Source organism: Novosphingobium olei (genome assembly GCF_012927405.1).
Lineage (GTDB): Bacteria > Pseudomonadota > Alphaproteobacteria > Sphingomonadales > Sphingomonadaceae > Novosphingobium > Novosphingobium olei.
Genome location: NZ_JABBGM010000005.1, coordinates 208891 through 227158, shown reverse-complemented (window position 1 = coordinate 227158; position 18268 = coordinate 208891). Strand labels below are relative to the sequence as shown.

Sequence of the window (18268 nt, the reverse complement as noted above, 5' to 3'; positions counted from 1 at the left end):
TTTCCCTCAGGCGTTGATCGTTTGCCGTCGTGCTAGAGGCGTTTGGCGGCGGGCGTCAAGCGTCCGTTGGGACTGTCGCGGGTATGGCCGGTTCGATTTGGCGATAACATGCTTGTGCTTCGGGCGCGGGGCCGCGCCGGGTAGGCAGGGCCACGACCTCGATCACCCGCACGCCGGTGACCGTGGGAAGCACCAGAACGTCGCCGGGGCGGACGGCCGCACTCGGCCGCTCGATCCGCCGACCGTTCAGACGAATGTGCCCTTCGAGAGCCCAGTCGTGGGCGTGGGTGCGCGTCGATGCAAGCCGCAGGAACCAGAGCAGCTTGTCGATCCGCATCAGCGGATCAGCTCGGCAAGCGCGGCAAATGCGCCATTGCCGGCCACTACGGACGGTCTGGCTGTCTCTGCTGGCCGTGGACGCGGGGGCCGCCAGTCCCACAAAGGGGGCGAGGGGGGGCCGAAAGCACCTTCCCCCAAGGGCCGCCCAATGGCTACACGGAAACCCGCTTGACGCAGCAGCAAGGCGTAACTCGCTGTCGAGAGGCCCATGGAGCGTGCGAGCGCCGGATCGAGATAGTAGCGCTTTGCGCGCGCGCCCATGCGCGATCCGTGCGCCGCCTGGAGGAGCTTTTCCACCAGATCGACGCGTAGGGCCTGAACCCCGAAGCGGCGATATCCAAGCGGCGCACGCTTCCCGGCGATTACTGGCGGCATGTCGGAAGGCACAGGCGGATGCGGCAGGCCGCGAACGTCTGCGGCCATCGCCCAGAGCGCTAGCGCGCGTGGTTTCAGGAAGGCAGGAACGAACAGGTCGAAGGTGCCAACGCGAATGCCGAGCTTTCGCAGGCTCTCACGCTGCGCGGCATCGAGCCGCTCCAGCTTTGCTTCATCGCGTGGCAGGACTCCGCCTGCCTCGATCAGATGGAGCAGCAATGCCCTTAGGGCGGGCCCCGATTCGCTGGCTGATCCTACCGCTTCCAGCTTGCGCAGCGGAGCGAGCGGGCTCGCGAGTTTACGGACGAGCCAATCGGAAAGAGCCCTCTCCACTTTGTCACGTGCGAGCGGAGGGAGCGCCGCGAGCGCAGGCTCCAGCGACAGCCTGGGGGTGAGCAGCGTCTTGCCGCGATCGAGCCGTGCCACCGTCTCCTCGTGCCAGCGGATGCGCCCGGCATCGAGATGGAGGGCTTTCGCCTGTTCCGCAGCGTCCAACCTTGCATCGCCAGCCAGAGCTTCGGCGCGCCGATCGAGGAGGGCCGGCAGGTGTCGTTCCGCCGCAGCGAGCAACAGCTTGCGATCGCTGGCGCGCGCAAGCGGATCGACGATAAACCGGAAGCCTTCGAGATGGCCGATCGGCTCGTCATCGACGAGCACGGTGCCTGCATCGGACAGTCGCACGGGCAGCAATCCCGCATCGCCGCCCACCTTGCGCATCAGCACCGTGGTTCGGCGATTGACAAAGCGTTCGGTCAAGCGACCATGCAGCGCGTCCGACAGGCGGGTTTCGACGGCGCGGGCCCGTGCGGCCATTTCGTCTCGCGCCAGCACCCAGTCCGGACGCTGCGCGATGTATGACCACGAGCGGATCGCCGCGATGCGGCCCTGCAAGGTGTCGATATCGCCCGAAGGATTGTCGAGATGCGCGATCGCCTGAGCGACATAATCCGCCCCGAGGTGCCCGCGCCGCAGATCCTGCCATAACTTGGCGACAAAGCGGGCATGCGTTTCCACGCCCTGCTGGCGAAAGTCCGGAAGCGAACACGCTTGCCAGAAGCGCTGGACCGATCCGCGCCCGCGGACTGTGTCGGCGATGTCCGGATCTTCGGCGAGGCGCTTCACGACGGCGAGGTCAATGGCCTTGGGCGGGGTTGCGAGCTCGGGGCGAAAGGGCGGGCTTTCAAGATCCTCGATCAGGATATTGAGAGAATCGAAGCGCGGCTCGGCCTCGCGCCAGAACAGCCGGGTCAGCGGGGGAAAGCGATGTTCCTCGATCGCGTATACTTCTTCGGGCGCGAATTCGGGATCGTGGCCGCCCATCCCGGCGAGCGCGCCGAATGTGCCGTCCTTGTGATGGCGCCCAGCACGTCCGGCGATCTGCGCCATTTCCGCCGTGGTGAGCCGGCGACGGCGGTGCCCGTCGTATTTAGAAAGTCCGGCGAAGGCGACATGATTGACGTCGAGGTTGAGGCCCATGCCGATGGCGTCGGTGGCGACGAGGTAATCGACTTCGCCCGACTGATACATTGCCACCTGCGCGTTGCGCGTCTGCGGGGACAGCGCGCCCATGACCACGGCCGCGCCGCCGCGAAAACGGCGCAGCATTTCCGCCATGGCATAGACCTGCTCGGCACTGAAGGCGACGATCGCGCTGCGTGGCGGGATGCGCGACAGCTTCTTGGGCTCGGTATGGGTGAGCGTGGAAAAGCGCGGCCTGGTGACGATCTCGGCCTCGGGGACCAGGGCCTTGACCATCGGTTCGAGCGTGGCCGAGCCGAGCAGCATCGTCTCCTCGCGTCCGCGCGTGTTCAGCAGGCGATTGGTAAAGACATGGCCGCGTTCCGGGTCTGCGGCGAGCTGCGCTTCATCGAGAGCGACGAAGGCAAGGTCGGGCCGGCTGGGCATGGCTTCCACCGTGCACAGATGCCAGCGGGCATTCTTTGGCTCGATCCGCTCCTCGCCCGTGATCAGGGCGACGTTCTGCGCGCCCTTGATCGCGCAGACCCGGTCATAGACTTCGCGGGCCAGAAGTCGCAGCGGGAAGCCGATCGCGCCCGAGGAATGCGCGCAGAGCCGTTCGATGGCGAGGTGGGTCTTGCCGGTGTTGGTAGGGCCGAGCACCGCCTTGACCGTCTTGCGGTCGCCTCGCGCATGCGGGTGCAGGGGGCCGGCCATGAAGAGAATGTGGCGAGCGTGGCGGGCACACGCAAGAAGGCGCCGGGATTTTATCCACGACGCCTTTTGCTGAAATTACAATGTTACGTCTTGCCGGAATCAGCCGTCGTAGTCGGCGCCCAGCGAAGTGTTGCGCACCGGCGCCGCTGCCGTGATGCGCAGCGCCTCGGCCGATTGCGACAGCGAGCCGATTTCGTCGATCTCGTCGTCGTCTTCCGGCAGCACGCGCTGCAGCGACTGGATCAGGTTTTCCTTGAGCACGGTCGGGCGCACGGTCTCATCCGCGATCTCGCGCAGTGCGACCACGGGGTTCTTGTCGCGGTCCCGGTCGACGGTAAGTTCCGCACCGCCCGAAATCGCGCGTGCGCGCTCGGCGGCGAGCAGGACCAGATCGAAACGGTTGGGGACCTTGTCGACGCAATCTTCGACGGTAACGCGCGCCATAAGGGCACTCCGATTAAAATCAGGATGGAAGGAAAGAGCGCCAGCTAGGCTGAGGGTGTGGAAAAGTCAAGAAAACGCTGGCCGCCTTGCTATTCGTCGTTGCCGTAGGCGGCGCGCAGGTCATCCGATGCAAGATCGCTGAACCGGGTAATCCGCGATTCAAAGCGGAGGCGGACCTTGCCGGTGGAACCGTGGCGCTGCTTGGCGACGATCAGTTCGGCAAGGCCATAGACCCGCTCCATTTCCGCCTGCCACGCCGCGTGCGCTTCCTGCACCTTGGGATCGTCGTTGCCCTGCGGAACCTTGGGCTCCTTGGCGGCGACGTAATAGTCTTCGCGGAACACGAACCAGACCATGTCGGCGTCCTGTTCGATCGAGCCCGATTCGCGCAGGTCCGAGAGCATCGGGCGCTTGTCGTCGCGCTGTTCGACCGCGCGGCTCAGCTGCGAGAGCGCGATCACCGGCACCGACAGCTCCTTGGCGAGGGTCTTGAGACCGCGCGAAATTTCCGAGATTTCGTTCACGCGGTTGTCGCTGCGCCCCGAGCCCTGCAGCAGCTGCAGGTAGTCGACAATGATCAGGCCGATATCGTGGCGGCGCTTGAGCCGGCGGGCGCGGGCGCGCAGTGACCCGATGGTGAGCGCCGGCGTATCGTCGATGTAAAGCGGCAGTTCGGCAAGACGCTGGCTGGCAAAGGACAGCTGCTGGAATTCATCCCGGCTGATCCGGCCCATGCGCAATGCTTCCGAGCTGATCCCCGATTGTTCGGCCAGAATACGCGTGGCGAGCTGGTCGGCGCTCATTTCGAGGCTGAAGAAGGCGACGGCCGCGCCGACCGAATCCTTGAGCGCAATTCCGTCTGCTTGATCGCGGCGCAGGCGATCTGCGGCGTTGAAGGCGATATTGGTGACGAGTGACGTCTTGCCCATGCCCGGACGCCCGGCGAGGATGATCAGGTCCGAATCGTGCAGGCCGCCGATCTTTTCGTTGACCGAAGTGAGGCCCGTGGTCTTGCCCGAGATGTGGCCGCCCGAAAGCAGCGCCTTTTCGATCATCTCCAGCGAAGTACGGGTCGCCTGGCCGAAGCTCTGCGCCTCGCTGCCAGTCTGCGCACCTTCGGCGACTTTGTAGAGCGAGGCTTCGGCAAGTTCGATCTGCTGCAGCGGCGCGACCGATTCGCTGGTGTCCATGGCCCCTTCGACAAGGCCACGCCCGACCGTGATCAATTCGCGAAGAAGCGCGAGATCATAGATCTGTTCGGCAAGCTCGCGCGGGTTGAGCAGGCCCTGACCATCGGCAGTGAGCCGCGCCAGGTAGGCCGTGCCGCCCAGTTCCTTGAGCCCTTCGTCACTTTCGAAATAGGGCTTGAGCGTCACCGGGGTGACCACCGCCTTGCGGTCGATGAGAGCCTGAATCCGCTCGAACACGCGGCCATGCACCGCGGCATAGAAGTGCTCTGCCTTCAAGGGGCAGGTCAGTTCCTCGAGGATCCGATTGTCGATCAGAACCGCGCCGAGGAAGGCGGCCTCGGCTTCGACGTTGGAGGGGACGGTGCGCGTCTCTTCGGGTTCGCGCATGAGGATCACTTCGCTGGCTGCCATCGCGCCTTTGTGCCCGAGCGGGACGGCCCTCACAAGGCGACACCCCTGTGGATAGCGGGGAGGGCTTGCGGGCGCCCTTCGCGTCTGCGAAATACGCTGCCCCATGGCGGACGCGCGCATTTCGCATATCGAGCTTGATGAGGCGACGATCATCTGGCGCAATGCCGATATCGAGCAGGAGCGTCGCATTGCGATCTTCGACCTGATCGAAGAGAACACCTTCAAGCCTCTCCGCGCGTTCGAAGCAGGCCATGAGGGCCCTTACCGCCTGCGGCTGTCTGTCGAGGACGGACGATTGGCGCTGGCCATTTCCGACGACGGCGGATCGCTGCTCGAGACGATCATCCTTGGGCTCGGCCGCTTCCGACGGCCGATCAAGGACTACTTCGCGATCTGCGATTCCTACTACCAGGCGATCCGTCGGGCGACCGCGCAGGAGATCGAGACGATCGACATGGCGCGACGGGGGGTCCACAACGGCGCCGCCGAGCTTCTGCTGGAACGCTTCGAAGGCAAGATCGACACCGACTTCGCCACGGCACGTCGGCTCTTTACCCTGATCTGCGTGCTGCATATCAGGGGCTGAAACTGACCGGATTCGGGGCGCACCTTTCTGCCATGACGAAAAAGCGAACCAAGGCGCGTCGGCGTCTGCTCGCGGCATTGCTGGTGCTGCTTCTGGCGGCTGGTGGCGCATTGTGGTGGCAGGCGCGCGCATGGCGGCCCGAGCGCGCGCGCTTTCCGGTACAGGGCGTATGGGTGGACCAGCATGACGGTGCCATCGACTGGCGGATGATCAAAGCGGATGGCGCTGACTTCGTCTACTTGACCGCCAGCGAAGGTCCGGATCGCCGTGATCCATCGTTCGGCGAGGGGATCGATGCGGTTCGCGCGGCGGGCATGCAGGCAGGTGCCGTTCACGTCTACGACCTTTGCGCGCCGGCCGATGCGCAAGCGGCCAACTTCGTCACGACAGTGCCGCGGGAAAAGGACCTGCTTCCCCCCGCCATCATGCTCGACATCGATTCACGCTCCTGTCCAGATGCACCTGGCGAAGCCGCGCTGCAGAGCGAACTGACCACCTTCCTCAACCAGGTGGAAAAGCATGTGGGCAAGGCGGCGATCCTGATGCCGACGCGAAGTATCGAGACACGCTATCATCTGGCCGCTGTTCTCGACCGCAATATCTGGCTGGTTCAGGACTATCTCGCCCCCGGCTACGCCGGGCGGCCGTTCGTGATGTGGACAGCCTCGCGACGGGCGCGGGTCAGGGGAATCGAAGGACCTGCACGATGGGTGGTGGTGGAACCATGACAAACCTGAACGAGAGCAGGGAAGCGCTGATTGCCGCAGCCCGCACTGCGGTGAACAGCGCTTATGCCCCCTATTCGAACTTTCATGTGGGGGCCGCGCTGTTGTTCGAGGACGGCGCGATCGTGACCGGTGCCAATGTCGAGAACGCGAGCTACGGCCTTTCGCTGTGTGCCGAAACCGTTGCCTGCGCCATAGCATCGCACGCTGGGCGTCGGGGCGCCTTGGTGGCGGTTGCCGTTTTGGGCGGCCCCGGGGGGCGCATCGATGCGCCGATCACGCCGTGCGGCCGGTGCCGGCAGGTGCTGAACGAGCTGGCCGCGCTTGGCAGCACCGATCCGGTCGTTCTCTGCATCGGTGCCAAGGAAGTGTTGGAAACGCGCCTTTCGGTGCTATTGCCCAACGCATTCGGTCCGGCTCAACTGGGCTGACGTCAACAGTTCCGGGGGCAGGCGTGGCCATTCTTTCCGACAAGTGGATTCGCGAAAAGGCGCTGAGCGAAGGCATGATCGAGCCTTTCGTCGAACGTCAGCAGCGTGACGGCTGCATCAGCTACGGCTTGTCGTCCTATGGTTACGACGCGCGCGTCGCGGACGATTTCAAGATCTTCACCAATGTCGATTCGGCAGTGGTGGATCCGAAGGACTTCGATTCCAACTCCTTCGTCGACCGGAAGACCGATGTCTGCGTGATTCCGCCCAACTCCTTCGCGCTGGCGCGCACGGTCGAATACTTTCGCGTGCCGCGCGATGTTCTGGTAATCTGCCTTGGCAAGAGCACGTACGCGCGCTGTGGCATCATCGTGAACGTGACACCGCTGGAGCCCGGCTGGGAGGGGCACGTGACGCTGGAGTTTTCGAACACGACGCCGCTTCCGGCTAAGATCTATGCCAACGAAGGCGCTTGCCAATTCCTGTTCCTGCAAGGAAACGAACCGTGCGAGGTCAGCTATGCCGACCGTGCGGGCAAGTACATGGGCCAACGCGGCGTGACGTTGCCGCGGCTCTAGGCGCGTTCATCCGGCTTGCCGGTCCCGCTCTTCGGTCAGGATCTGCCAGCCGCACATGAACAGTGCCGCCACGATCGGCCCGGCGACGACACCGGAAATCCCCATCAGGGCTATCCCGCCCAGGGTGGAGAGCAGCACAAGCCAATCGGGAATGCCGGTATCCCGGCCTACCAACAGCGGGCGCAGCAGGTTGTCGATCATCCCGACGACGGCAACGCCAGAGAAGATAACCACCATCGCCTGCCAGATCTGGCCCGTCGCGAGCTGGTAGACCGCGACCGGGATCCACACGATTGCGGGCCCTATCGCGGGCAGAAGCGCGGCGAAGGCCATGATCAGGCCCCACAGCATCGCCGCGGGCACGCCAACAAGCGCGAAGGTTGCCGCGCCCAGCGCTCCCTGCGCCATGGCGACGAGCACCGAGCCATTGACCGTGGCACGGGTGACGGTGACGAAGCGATCGCCGAGGCGCTGGGCGACGTCACGCTCGAACGGAGCGGTGCGGACAATCGCGCTGCCGATCTCTGCCCCATCGCGCAGGAGGAAGTAGGTCACATACAGACCAACGCCGAAGACCAGCAGGAACTGTGCTGCATTGCGGCCCAGCGAAAGCGCCTGGTTGGCGAGCACGCTGACACTTCCGCCAAGAGCCGCAGCAACCTGACGGCGCATTCGCTCGAAGCTGCCCAGTCCCTGCCGATCGGCGAGTTCCTGAAGGCGAAGCGGCAGGGCATCGTGAATGCGGTCGAAGTAGCGCGCGAAGTCGATCTGGCCATCGCGCACCGCCGCGTAGACACCGGCAGCCTGATCCAGGATCATGCTGCCGATCAGCAGCAGCGGGATGATGACCGCGATGGTGATGACCAAGAGCGTGATCGCAGCTCCAACGCTGCGGCGCCCGCCAAGGTTCGCCGTAATCCGGCGGAACAGCGGCTGAAACATGATTCCGGCAACGCCCGCCCAGAACAGTGCACCGAGAAAATCCCACACCACGGCAATAAACGCCACCGATGCAAGCGCGACGAAACCGATCAGGCCGCCTGCTTCAAATCTCTTGCGATCGATCATGCGCGAGCGTCCCCCTCTTTGGCGCGAATGCCTCTTACAGCCGCGGCGCTCAACCAGCGAGGGACGATTTTGCTCCCGGGTGCCGCGATCAAGGCCAGATATCGTTTAATCGCTTGATTGACTAAAACTCTTCGCGTCGCGATACCTTCCCGAACGGACGGGGCAGAACCCGCCAGACCGAGGATTGCCGATGGCCCATCTGTTCGACGAGTGGCGCACCCGCTCGCCGCATTACGACGAGACGCACGAAGCAGTCTGCGACAGCGTTCGCGCCTTCGTCACGCGCGAAGTCAGCCCCCACGTCGACGAATGGGAGCGCGCCGGCCAGCTGCCACGTGAACTTCATGTCAAGGCGGCCCATGCTGGCATTCTGGGCTTCGGCTATCCCGAGGAATACGGCGGCACGTCGGATGGCTACACCATCTTCCATTCGTTCGTGCAGAGTGAGGAACTTTGCCGCCCCGGCGCTGGTGGTATCGTTGCCTCGCTGATGACCCATGGCATCGGCCTGCCTCCCATCCTTGCCGCAGGCAGCGAGGCGATGAAGAAGAAGATCGCGCCTGCGGTGCTGGCAGGCGAGAAGATCATTTCGCTTGGCATCACCGAGCCTTCAGGCGGGTCCGATGTCGCGAACCTGCGCACGAAGGCGGAGCGCAAGGGCGCGAGCTACATCGTCAACGGGCAGAAGACCTTCATCACCTCTGCCATGCGCGCCGACTACATCACGCTGGCGGTCCGCACCGGCGGGCCAGGAATCGGCGGCGTGTCTCTGCTGCTGGTCGACATGAACAGCCCTGGCCTTTCGCGCACGCCGCTGGAGAAGATGGGCTGGCACGCCTCGGACACGGCGACGATCCACTTTGACGACGTCGAGGTGCCTGCCGAGAACCTGATCGGACCGGAAAACGCCGGGTTCGGCGCGATCATGCGTAACTTCAACGGCGAGCGCATCGGCATGGCACAGCAGGCAGCGGCCAACGCGCGGCTGTGCTTCGAGGATGCTCTGGAATGGGCGCGCGAGCGGCAGACGTTCGGGAAGCCGCTCGTTGCCAACCAGGTGATCCGCCACAAGCTTGCCGATATGCTCCGTCGGATCCAGGCCACGCAGGCGTGGATCGATCACTGCGCGTGGACGCTGGTGAACGGCAAGGCCGCACCGGGCGAGTTCGCGCTGCTCAAGGTGCAGGCCACGCAGACGATGGAATTCTGCGCGCGCGAGGCGTGCCAGATCCTCGGCGGCGCCAGCTTCATCCGGGGTAGCCGGGTCGAGCGGATCTACCGCGAGGTCCGGGTGATGGCGATCGGTGGCGGGTCCGAGGAGATCATGTTCGACCTTGCCAGCCGCCAGTACGGTTTCTGATCCTTCGGGAAGGGAGTGACTTCCATGCCAACCGACCGGGCCTCGCGCCCTTATGACATCGTGATCTACGGGGCGACGGGCTATACGGGCCGCTTGGTCGCCGAATATCTCAACAATCATTACGGCCGCAACGGCCCGAAATGGGCGATGGCGGGCCGTAGTGCCGCCAAGCTGGCCGAAATCCGCGACCTGATCGGCGCGCCCGCCGATACGCCGCTGATCGTTGCCGACATCGCCGATCCGGCGAGCGTCAAGGCAATGGCGGAATCGACGCGTTCGATCGTCACGACCGTCGGTCCCTACCAGCTTTATGGCGAGCCTGTGGTTGCCGCCTGTGTCGAAGCTGGCACCGACTATGCCGATCTGTGCGGCGAGCCGGTGTGGATGCGCCAGATGATCGAAAAGTACGATGTCGCCGCGAAGGAGAGCGGAGCGCGCATCTGCTTTTCCTGCGGCTTCGATTCGATTCCGTTCGATCTCGGCGTGTTGATGCTGCAAAAGGAGGCGGTCGCCCGCTTCGGCAAACCTGCGCCGCGCGTGAAGGGCCGCGTTCGCGATACCAAGGGCGGCGTTTCTGGCGGCACTGCGGCGAGCCTGAAGGCAACGCTGGCCGCGATCGCCAAGGAGCCGGCGCTCGGCGCGATCATGGCCAGCCCGTTCGGACTGACGCCAGGGTTCGAAGGCCCGCCTCAGCCGCCCGCTGACAAGCCGCTTTATGATGAAGCGCTTGGATCGTGGGGCGCGCCTTTCATCATGGCGGTCATCAACGTGAAGAACGTCCACCGCACCAACCAGCTACTGGGCTTCCCGTTCGGCAAGGACTTCGTCTACGACGAGATGATCCTGACCGGACCCGGCGAGCAGGGCGAGGCCGTGGCGAATTACGTCGCATCAACGCCGATGATCGGCACGCCCAACGATCCGCTGCCGGGCGAAGGACCCACCAAGGAGGTGCGGGAAAACGGCAGCTACGACCTTCTCTTCGTTGGCGAGCTGCCGGATGGCCAAGCTATCCACTACGCTGTGAAGGGCCGGTACGATCCGGGCTATGGCTCGACCAGCCGCATGTTGACCGAGACGGGCCTTGGGCTGGTGGAATCGGATGTGTCCGGCGGTGTCGGAACGCCGGGGGCGTTCCTTGGTGAGGCACTGGTCAAGCGGCTGCGCGAGCATGCCGAAATCAACTTCGAAGCCGAAAACTGATCGCTGCGTTCAGGCGGCGGGCGGGTGGAGGCGGAATTCCTCCACCGGCACGCCGCCGATGATGTGCTCCTGAAGGATGCGTTCAAGCACTTCCGGTGTGCAGGAGTGATACCAAACCTCGTCCGGATAGACGACGGCAACAGGGCCGGCGAGGCAGACGCGCAGACAGCCTACCTTGTTGCGCATGATGCCCTGCGCTCCACCGAGCTTCAGCTCGCCCAGGCGCTTCTTGAGGTATTTCCAGCTTTCTTCACCCTTTTTGCGGGGCGCGCACTTGTCCTTTTCAGGGTCCGCGCAAAGCAGGATGTGCCGCTTCATGGCGAATCCGCCAAGCTTGGCGAGTGCCTCTTCGGCGGCAGCGATCTCCTTGCCCGAGCTCACTTGAGCAACCACGGTTGAAGAAGACTGCGAAACTCACCGGGGATGGGCATGGCGCTTTCTCCGTTGGTGCAGACCACGACCGTCCGGCAGGTCGCCACCGCGCGGCGATCCTGCATGAGCAACTGTTGCATCTGCCAACTCGACCGACCGATTTCGCAAGCAGCGACATGGCATGTCATGCTCTGCGGAAAGTGCGCCTGTGCGAGATATTCGATCCCGACGCTGGCGACCATCGGGCGAAATGTCTCGGTACGCTTCAGGCCGACCTGCACATTGAAGCGGACGCGCCCATCCTCAAGCACTGCCGCTATCGCAACGTTGTTGATATGGTCGTTCGGATCGAGGTCAGCGAAACGCGTCGTGACCTCGTGTGCAAAAGTGTAGCGCGCCGGATCGAGCAGCGCGGGGTCGGGCTTGGCCATGGTTACTCCCTGTGTTGACGCAGGGGTTAGCCTTCCTTGCCGTCCTTCCTCAACCACCGATCGAGCCAGTGGAATACCGTCTGGTGCCACTGCAGCGAATTCCTTGCCTTGAGGACCCAGTGATTTTCGTCGGGGAAGACAAGCAGCTCGCTCGGCACCTTCATCGTCTGCAGCGCGGTGAACGCGGCGAGGCCCTGTGTGTAGGGGATGCGGAAGTCCTTCTCGCTCGTGATCACGAGCATCGGCGTCTTCCATTGGCCGACGTGGTTGACCGGGTTCCATTTCTCGAAGGCGGCAGGGTCTTGCACGTAATTCTTCTGGCCGTGTTCCCATTCGTCGAACCACAGCTCATCGGTCTCGTAGGCCATTGCGCGTGCGTCGAACACGCCGTCGTGCTGCACGATGCACCGGAACTTGTCGGCCCAGTTCCCCTCGATCCAGTTCATCATGTATCCGCCATAGGAGGCACCCATGGCGCAGGCGTTGGCGTCATCGACTTGCGGATCGAGCGCCGCGGCGGCCGCAAAACCCTTCTGCAGGTCTTCGAGCGGCTTCCCACCCCAGTCGTTGCTGATCGCATCGGTGAAAGCTTGCCCGTATCCGGTCGACCCGTGGAAATCGATCGAAACAACAGCATAACCCTGGCTTGCCACGACGCGCGGGTTCCACCTGCTTGACCAGGAATCGTTGAACGATCCCTGCGGTCCACCGTGCACGTAGAGGATGCCGGGGAGCTTGTCGGTCGAATTGGCCGGCTTGGTGATCTGGCCCCACACTGTGTCACCGTTCGCACCCTTGAAGCTGAAGCGGCGCGTGGTGACCGGCGCGCGCGACGCCAACGCCGATGTCGCAAGGTCGGTCAGCGCCGACGCCTTGCCGCCCGGCTTGCCGATGTAGATCTCGGCCGGAGCTTCGATCGAATCGCGGGTGAAGACAAAGCGCCCGTCCTTGAGCGCGGTAAGGTTGCCGATGTGGCCTTCGCGGCCCTTCACTGGCGATAGCGCAAGACGGGTGACCCTCCCGGTCGCGACGTCGATGCGGAAAGCCGGGGTATCGAGTACGTCTTCGGCAGATGCGAGCAATGCCTTGCCATCGGCGGTCCACTGCAGCGATCCGGCCGAACGATCCCAGCCTTCGGTCAAGGCCCGCGACTGCCCAGATTTGAGGTCAAGGAGGTGGACGACGAGGCGGTCGGCTTCATAGGTCGGACGGGCCATGGCGACATAAGCCAGCCAGCGACCGTCGGGTGACACGGCGGGCCCAGCGTCGGTAGCCTTGTTGGCGGCGGTCAGGTTCCTGGGGGTTGAACCATCGATGGGTGCCCACCACAGGTCGAGGTTGGTGGAGCGTGGTTCGTCGCGGTCGGCCTGGCGCGCGGCATAGATCACGGCCTTGCTGTCAGCGCTCCAGGCCACGTCGCCTCCATCGCCAAAGGGCTTGTTCGGTGCATCGCCCACCAGCCCGCCATTGACGGCGTCACCATCGAGAGCGTGGCCCGTATCCGTGTTGACCCGTCCGTCTGCACCCAGCGCATAGGCGAAGATGCGGCTGTAGTTTCCGGGCGTCTCCCATGCGTCCCAATGACGTACGAAGCCGGTTCCATCCTTGTAGAGGCGACCCGTGCCTGGGCCGGGCAGGCTGGCGTTTCCGTCAGATTCGCAGCCGCCGAAGGTTGGGCAGGTTCGGGCGATGTCGCCCCAGACGGCGATGTGAGTGCCATCGGGAGAAAGCTTGAAACCATTGACGTCGCTTTTGAAAGACGTGACCGCGACAGCGGAAGCCGGCGCGGTTGTTGGCTGGCTGATCTTCCACACCTGCGTTCCGGCATCCTTGCCGTTCTGCTTGCTGTCGGAAAGGAAGAACAGGCTGCCATCCGGTCCGAACGCCGGATCGCTTACCGAGCCTTCAACCGGCACCTGACGTGCCGGCGCCTTGGCTCCGAGCGGGCGTAGCCACAACTGCGTGCTACGCTTGTAGGTTGCGGCGTCCGTTACGGTGACAGTGTAGGCGACCAGCGTGCCGTCCGGGGAGGCAGCCACGCCGCCAAGTCGGTTCAACGTGACGAGGTCCTGCGCCGAGAACGGTGTCCGGGACGGAGCAGCCGCTGCGGGAAGGGGAGCAGCCACGGCGACAGCGAGCGCAATGTGCGAAAGCAAACTGGTTTTCATCGCAACCGGATAGGCTCTTCCGATCGCGATATCCAGCCCACCATCGCGGCTGGAACCAAACGATCAGGACTTCTTGCCGACGATCCGTGCGATTTCACCTGCAACCATTTTCTCCACCATGGGAGGCAGGTTTCGATCGAGCCAATCAGCCAGCATCGGTCGCAGCATTTCGCGCACCAACCCTTCGAGCGAGGTTTCGCCAGAGCGGACGATCTGCGGCGCGGCGCCTGGTTCGGACAGCATCGCGAGTGCTGCAAGCGAATCGCGCATCGAGGCTGTGGTCGTTTCCGGGAGCAGCGGCGAATCCCCTTGTGCATCGGCCACGGCGGCGTCCTGGTCTTCGGACAGGATCTGCGAAGCGATCTCGGTCAGATCGAGCACCTCGTGAACCCGGGGCGGCGGCGCTTCGGCGGGGGAGGTCCTGAGAGTGCGCGACTGCGCAGCCTCGACGCGATTGTCGCGCGCGATCACCTTCTTGATCGATTCAAGGATTTCCTCGACCGAGGGTTCTCCAGCTTGGCGCATCACTCTGATTCCGTGCCCAATGTGCAGCGCCTGCCCGAATCCCCCCTCAGGGAGCAGGTTGCGCCGGAATTGTCGCATCCTGTGCCGGAGAGTCAACGGTGCGGGTTGACTGCGGCTTGGGCGCGGGATCCCTGGCCCAGTCCCAGATCTTGCCCTTGACCCGATCGTAATTGACCTGCGGGTCGTAGAGCGCAGCACTTTCCGGGCCGGCGTCGAGCGAGAGATCCTTGGCCTGCGCCTTGCCCATCGCGGCGAGCAGATTGAAACCCGCGACGTAGGCGTTGCGGCGTGCAGCGACGAGTTGCACCTGCGCGCGTAAGAGTTCCTGCTCGGCATCAAGGATGTTCAGGATCGTACGGTTGCCGACGGTATTTTCGGCGCGGACGCCCTCAAGGCTGAGGGCCGCAGCATCCACCGCGGTCTGGTTCATGGCGATGATGTCGAGCGACGCCTTCCATGAGGTATAGGCCGAACGCACGGTCGCGATCACCTGCCGTTCGATCGCAATCTCGCGTTCGAGCGTGGCGCCTTCCGAAGCCTGTGCCTGGCGTTCGCGCGCGGCCGGCAGGCCACCCTGGAACAGCGGGATCGTCGCCTGAACGCCGGCCTGGCTGCTGCCGAAATGCGTGCCGACCGTGCCAGGCACCGTATCGTTGATCGGAACCGAGTTGAGATAGTCGTTGTAGCTGGTTCCTGTGAACACCGAAATGCGCGGAAGGCGCGCGGAGCCGGCGACTTTTACATCATATGCAGCAGCCTTGCTGTCGAGCCGCGCTGCCGCAAGATCGGGGTTGTTCGCCAGCGCGGTTTCGACTGCATCTTCTGGCGTATCGGGCAAGCCCGCGAGCGGGGGAGGCGGGGCAAGGTCCTTGGGGGCCTGACCAACCACCTGGACATACCGCTCACGGCTGCCAACGAGATTGGCTTCCGCCGTGCGAAGGTCTCCGCGCGCGAGCGCCAGGCGCGAATTGGACTGCGCCACGTCAGTACGGGTGACGTCACCAATCTCGTACCGATCGCTGGTCGCCTTGAGGTTGACCTCCAGCACCTGCACGTTGCTGCGGTTCAGGCCAACGATTGCCTGGTCGCGGATAACGTCCATGTAGGCCGAGACGACTTGCGAGAAGACGCCGCTTTCGACACCGCGAAGATCCGCTTGGCCGGCTTCGACCCTTGTCTTCGCCGCGCGGATCGAATTCTTGATCGAACCGCCTGCGTAGATCGGAAGGCTCAGATTCGCTCCTGCAGAGACCGTTCGATTTGGCTGGAACTGTGGCGTCGTGCTCTTCTCCAGATTCTCGGTATAGCTGGCGCTTCCCGAAAGGCTGGGTAGGGCCGAGGCGCGGGCAATCGGTACGCCCTCGTCCGTCGCGCGCTGGCTTGCCCTTGCCGCCTGCAGATCGGGATTGGTCTGGTAAGCAGCGACCAGGGCACCGCGCAGATCGTCGGCGCGTGCCGGGGCCGTGCAGGCCGCAATCGCGCCGACCAGCAGGCTCGCGCGCAGCGTCAAAATTCTCATGCCGCTCAGAAGCTCCACTTCGCCGGCGCTGCGTATTCGGGAAGCGCAACGAAGTCGGCTTCGGCAAGGCTCGTAAAGACCAGTTCGCCCGCGACTTTCCGCCCCAGGGCAAGGCGCGTAACCCCCCGCTCCAGCAAACCTGTAACGATTCGGCCATCCTGGCTCAGCACATCCACCAGCGCGGGCGGGACCACTTCGGCTGCACCGTCGATCAGGATCAGCGAGAATGTTCCCTTCGCCGACAGATCTTCGGAAGGGGCCGCTGTCGACACCGAGGCCGCCAGCTTTGCCGCGAGCGCCGCGAGATACGCGCCGGGCTTACCAATGACGAGCACCGAATCGGAGGGAACGAGCGCGGCGGCCGTCAACATCTGGCCGTGCGTCAGCGCGGGGGCGAGAACCGCCCCATCGCCGAGCGGAACCGCGCGGTCGACATAGGCGACCGCAGCACGTGCCTGAGGCACGAAGTCTTCGCGAGGGACGGTATCGAAGGCGGCGAGGATCGGCGGATCGTTGACGCCGCTTACGCGAAGCTGGCTGTCGATCATCGCGCGGCGGGCCTGTGCCATCGCGCCCGAAGCGGTGCGTTCATCCACCAAGGTCATGAGCTTTTCCCTCATTGCGCCAGCTGCCTGCAGGCTCGAAGGGGGGCCATGCTCTGCAACCGGTTCAATCCGTATTGTAAAGGCCTCTAGAATAACACGCATCGCGCGCCAAGCGCTTTGCATGTTGCTGGTCGGAGCGTAAGGGGCCTCCATCGACGGACAACGAGGGATACTTCGCGATGGGCGAGATGGTGACGATCCGGGAAGCCGACCTGATCGAGAGCGTGGCTGATGCGCTGCAATATATCAGCTACTTCCACCCGATGGATTACATCCGCGCGCTGGGCGAGGCCTACAAGGCCGAGCAAGGCCCCGCCGCCAAGGATGCCATCGCGCAGATCCTCACCAACAGCCGGATGTGCGCCGAAGGGCATCGCCCGATCTGCCAGGATACCGGCATCGTCAACGTGTTCATCGAATGGGGCCAGGACTGCCGCCTTGAATCCGATTTGAGCTTGCAGGACGTGGTCGACGAGGGCGTGCGCAGGGCTTACAATAATCCCGACAACAAGCTGCGCGCCTCCGTGCTGGCCGATCCCGCCTTCACCCGCCGCAACACGCGCGACAACACGCCCTGCGTGCTCCACGTCGAGATGGTCAAGGGCAACAAGGTGACCGTCGACGTCGCGGCCAAGGGTGGCGGCAGCGAGAACAAGTCCAAGTTCAAGATGATGAACCCGAGCGAGAATATCGTCGACTGGGTGATCGAGATGCTGCCGCAGATGGGCGCGGGCTGGTGCCCGCCAGGCATGCTCGGCATCGGCATCGGCGGCACGGCAGAACACTGCGTGCTGCTCGCCAAGAAGGCGCTGATGGAGCCGATCGACATGGCCCAGCTCAAGCAGCGCGGGCCGCAGACCGACATCGAGCGGATGCGGATCGAGATCTTCGACAAGGTCAACGCGCTCGGCATCGGCGCGCAGGGCCTCGGCGGCCTGTCGACCATCCTCGACGTCAAGATCATGGATGCGCCCTGCCATGCGGCTGGCAAGCCGGTGGCGATGATCCCGAACTGCGCCGCCACTCGCCATGCGCATTTCACACTCGATGGTTCGGGCCCGAGCTACCTTGAGCGGCCGAAGCTCGATGAATGGCCCGAAGTTCACTGGGCACCGGATTCGGCAGCCAAGCGCGTCGATCTCGATACGCTGACGCAGGAGGAGGTGCAGGGCTGGAAGGCAGGCGACCGTCTGCTGCTCAATGGCAAGATGCTCACTGGCCGCGATGCCGCGCACAAGCGGATCAAGGACATGCTGGCCAAGGGCGAGGAGCTGCCGGTCGATTTCAAGGGCCGGGTCATCTATTATGTCGGCCCCGTGGATCCGGTGCGTGACGAAGTGGTCGGGCCCGCCGGCCCCACCACCGCCACGCGCATGGACAGCTTCTCCGACCAGATGCTCGACCTCGGCCTGCTCGCGAGCGTGGGCAAGGCCGAGCGCGGCCCCGCCGCCACGCAGTCGATCGCCAACCACAAGTCGGCCTACCTGATGGCGGTGGGCGGCGCGGCCTACCTCGTCGCGCGCGCGATCAAGGAGGCGAAGGTCGTCGGCTTCAAGGACCTCGGCATGGAGGCGATCTACGAATTCACCGTGGCTGACATGCCGGTAACCGTCGCTGTCGACAGCGATGGCCAGAATGTCCACCAGCTCGCCCCGCTGGTGTGGAAAAAGAAGATCGCCGACGAGCATCTGCTCGACGCCTGACGACGGGGACCCGGTGGCATCGCTCGATGCGCCGGGTCCTACCAACGACCGACGGCCATC

18 protein-coding genes are annotated in these 18268 nt (G+C 64.3%); 7 read left to right on the top strand and 11 right to left on the bottom strand.

Annotated elements, in window-relative coordinates; all coding sequences use genetic code 11:
- Window positions 1-55: 55 nt before the first annotated feature.
- From HHL27_RS13045 to HHL27_RS13030, 4 genes are all read right to left on the bottom strand, one after another.
- Window positions 56-337 (bottom strand): RNA-binding S4 domain-containing protein, encoded by a 282-nt coding sequence (locus tag HHL27_RS13045; RefSeq protein WP_169493862.1) that lies wholly within the window; start codon window positions 335-337, stop codon window positions 56-58.
- On the bottom strand, window positions 337-2889 hold the full coding sequence (locus tag HHL27_RS13040) for a helicase-related protein (RefSeq protein ID WP_169493861.1): 2553 nt from the start codon (window positions 2887-2889) through the stop codon (window positions 337-339). Before HHL27_RS13040 ends, HHL27_RS13045 begins: the two co-directional genes overlap by 1 nt.
- Window positions 2890-2988: 99 nt before the next feature.
- On the bottom strand, window positions 2989-3333 hold the full coding sequence (rpoZ, locus tag HHL27_RS13035; protein WP_169493860.1) for a DNA-directed RNA polymerase subunit omega: 345 nt from the start codon (window positions 3331-3333) through the stop codon (window positions 2989-2991).
- Window positions 3334-3422: 89 nt separating this feature from the next.
- Window positions 3423-4934: a replicative DNA helicase gene (locus tag HHL27_RS13030; protein WP_169493859.1), complete on the bottom strand. Its 1512-nt coding sequence runs from the start codon at window positions 4932-4934 to the stop codon at window positions 3423-3425.
- Window positions 4935-5037: 103 nt separating this feature from the next.
- Here HHL27_RS13030 and HHL27_RS13025 point away from each other — a divergent pair, with 103 nt between their 5' ends.
- The 4 genes from HHL27_RS13025 to dcd are packed head-to-tail and all read left to right on the top strand — an operon-like array spanning window position 5038 to window position 7254.
- Complete coding sequence (locus HHL27_RS13025; protein ID WP_169493858.1) at window positions 5038-5520, top strand: UPF0262 family protein; 483 nt, start codon at window positions 5038-5040, stop codon at window positions 5518-5520.
- A gap of 32 nt (window positions 5521-5552) precedes the next feature.
- Entirely contained in the window at window positions 5553-6248 is a 696-nt protein-coding gene (locus HHL27_RS13020) for a glycoside hydrolase family 25 protein (protein ID WP_169493857.1), read from the top strand.
- A complete protein-coding gene (locus tag HHL27_RS13015; RefSeq protein WP_169493856.1) occupies window positions 6245-6676 on the top strand; it encodes a cytidine deaminase in 432 nt (143 codons plus the stop codon). The genes HHL27_RS13020 and HHL27_RS13015 overlap by 4 nt, the downstream gene beginning before the upstream one ends.
- Before the next feature lie 23 nt (window positions 6677-6699).
- Window positions 6700-7254 (top strand): dCTP deaminase, encoded by a 555-nt coding sequence (dcd, locus tag HHL27_RS13010; protein ID WP_169493855.1) that lies wholly within the window; start codon window positions 6700-6702, stop codon window positions 7252-7254.
- Window positions 7255-7260: 6 nt separating this feature from the next.
- Here the strand turns inward: dcd and HHL27_RS13005 are convergent, their stop codons facing one another.
- Window positions 7261-8322, bottom strand: coding sequence for an AI-2E family transporter (locus tag HHL27_RS13005; RefSeq protein WP_169493854.1), 1062 nt, complete (start codon window positions 8320-8322; stop codon window positions 7261-7263).
- Between the two features lie 190 nt (window positions 8323-8512).
- Between HHL27_RS13005 and HHL27_RS13000 the strand changes: the two genes are divergently transcribed.
- The gene (locus HHL27_RS13000) at window positions 8513-9682 is read left to right on the top strand and encodes an acyl-CoA dehydrogenase family protein (RefSeq protein WP_169493853.1); all 1170 of its coding nucleotides are present in this window, start codon (window positions 8513-8515) and stop codon (window positions 9680-9682) included.
- Window positions 9683-9706: 24 nt separating this feature from the next.
- On the top strand, window positions 9707-10885 hold the full coding sequence (locus HHL27_RS12995; protein ID WP_169493852.1) for a saccharopine dehydrogenase family protein: 1179 nt from the start codon (window positions 9707-9709) through the stop codon (window positions 10883-10885).
- Window positions 10886-10894: 9 nt separating this feature from the next.
- Here the strand turns inward: HHL27_RS12995 and HHL27_RS12990 are convergent, their stop codons facing one another.
- From HHL27_RS12990 to HHL27_RS12965, 6 genes are all read right to left on the bottom strand, one after another.
- Complete coding sequence (locus HHL27_RS12990) at window positions 10895-11266, bottom strand: (2Fe-2S) ferredoxin domain-containing protein (protein ID WP_169493851.1); 372 nt, start codon at window positions 11264-11266, stop codon at window positions 10895-10897.
- Window positions 11263-11688: an acyl-CoA thioesterase gene (locus HHL27_RS12985; RefSeq protein WP_169493850.1), complete on the bottom strand. Its 426-nt coding sequence runs from the start codon at window positions 11686-11688 to the stop codon at window positions 11263-11265. Before HHL27_RS12985 ends, HHL27_RS12990 begins: the two co-directional genes overlap by 4 nt.
- A 26-nt stretch (window positions 11689-11714) precedes the next feature.
- A complete protein-coding gene (locus tag HHL27_RS12980) occupies window positions 11715-13856 on the bottom strand; it encodes a S9 family peptidase (RefSeq protein WP_169493849.1) in 2142 nt (713 codons plus the stop codon).
- Between the two features lie 63 nt (window positions 13857-13919).
- Entirely contained in the window at window positions 13920-14381 is a 462-nt protein-coding gene (locus tag HHL27_RS12975) for a DUF2497 domain-containing protein (protein WP_169493848.1), read from the bottom strand.
- Window positions 14382-14427: 46 nt separating this feature from the next.
- Entirely contained in the window at window positions 14428-15900 is a 1473-nt protein-coding gene (locus HHL27_RS12970; RefSeq protein ID WP_169493847.1) for a TolC family outer membrane protein, read from the bottom strand.
- Between the two features lie 5 nt (window positions 15901-15905).
- The gene (locus HHL27_RS12965; protein ID WP_169493846.1) at window positions 15906-16505 is read right to left on the bottom strand and encodes a protein-L-isoaspartate O-methyltransferase family protein; all 600 of its coding nucleotides are present in this window, start codon (window positions 16503-16505) and stop codon (window positions 15906-15908) included.
- 179 nt (window positions 16506-16684) lie between these two features.
- On the opposite strand from HHL27_RS12965, the gene HHL27_RS12960 reads away from it, so the two are divergent.
- The gene (locus HHL27_RS12960) at window positions 16685-18208 is read left to right on the top strand and encodes a fumarate hydratase (RefSeq protein WP_169493845.1); all 1524 of its coding nucleotides are present in this window, start codon (window positions 16685-16687) and stop codon (window positions 18206-18208) included.
- The last annotated feature ends 60 nt before the right edge of the window (window positions 18209-18268 follow it).

What these genes read in the sequence shown, in the direction of transcription:
- HHL27_RS13020 (WP_169493857.1), top strand. Translation starts at nt 5,553, where the DNA reads ATGACGAAAAAGCGAACCAAGGCGCGTCGGCGTCTGCTCGCGGCATTG.
- HHL27_RS13000 (WP_169493853.1), top strand. Translation starts at nt 8,513, where the DNA reads ATGGCCCATCTGTTCGACGAGTGGCGCACCCGCTCGCCGCATTACGAC.
- HHL27_RS12980 (WP_169493849.1), bottom strand. Translation starts at nt 13,856, where the DNA reads ATGAAAACCAGTTTGCTTTCGCACATTGCGCTCGCTGTCGCCGTGGCT.
- HHL27_RS12960 (WP_169493845.1), top strand. Translation starts at nt 16,685, where the DNA reads ATGGGCGAGATGGTGACGATCCGGGAAGCCGACCTGATCGAGAGCGTG.
- HHL27_RS12985 (WP_169493850.1), bottom strand. Translation starts at nt 11,688, where the DNA reads ATGGCCAAGCCCGACCCCGCGCTGCTCGATCCGGCGCGCTACACTTTT.
- HHL27_RS12965 (WP_169493846.1), bottom strand. Translation starts at nt 16,505, where the DNA reads ATGACCTTGGTGGATGAACGCACCGCTTCGGGCGCGATGGCACAGGCC.
- rpoZ (WP_169493860.1), bottom strand. Translation starts at nt 3,333, where the DNA reads ATGGCGCGCGTTACCGTCGAAGATTGCGTCGACAAGGTCCCCAACCGT.
- HHL27_RS13030 (WP_169493859.1), bottom strand. Translation starts at nt 4,934, where the DNA reads ATGGCAGCCAGCGAAGTGATCCTCATGCGCGAACCCGAAGAGACGCGC.
- HHL27_RS13005 (WP_169493854.1), bottom strand. Translation starts at nt 8,322, where the DNA reads ATGATCGATCGCAAGAGATTTGAAGCAGGCGGCCTGATCGGTTTCGTC.
- HHL27_RS12975 (WP_169493848.1), bottom strand. Translation starts at nt 14,381, where the DNA reads ATGCGCCAAGCTGGAGAACCCTCGGTCGAGGAAATCCTTGAATCGATC.
- HHL27_RS13015 (WP_169493856.1), top strand. Translation starts at nt 6,245, where the DNA reads ATGACAAACCTGAACGAGAGCAGGGAAGCGCTGATTGCCGCAGCCCGC.
- HHL27_RS13040 (WP_169493861.1), bottom strand. Translation starts at nt 2,889, where the DNA reads ATGGCCGGCCCCCTGCACCCGCATGCGCGAGGCGACCGCAAGACGGTC.
- HHL27_RS13025 (WP_169493858.1), top strand. Translation starts at nt 5,038, where the DNA reads ATGGCGGACGCGCGCATTTCGCATATCGAGCTTGATGAGGCGACGATC.
- HHL27_RS13045 (WP_169493862.1), bottom strand. Translation starts at nt 337, where the DNA reads ATGCGGATCGACAAGCTGCTCTGGTTCCTGCGGCTTGCATCGACGCGC.
- HHL27_RS12970 (WP_169493847.1), bottom strand. Translation starts at nt 15,900, where the DNA reads ATGAGAATTTTGACGCTGCGCGCGAGCCTGCTGGTCGGCGCGATTGCG.
- HHL27_RS12995 (WP_169493852.1), top strand. Translation starts at nt 9,707, where the DNA reads ATGCCAACCGACCGGGCCTCGCGCCCTTATGACATCGTGATCTACGGG.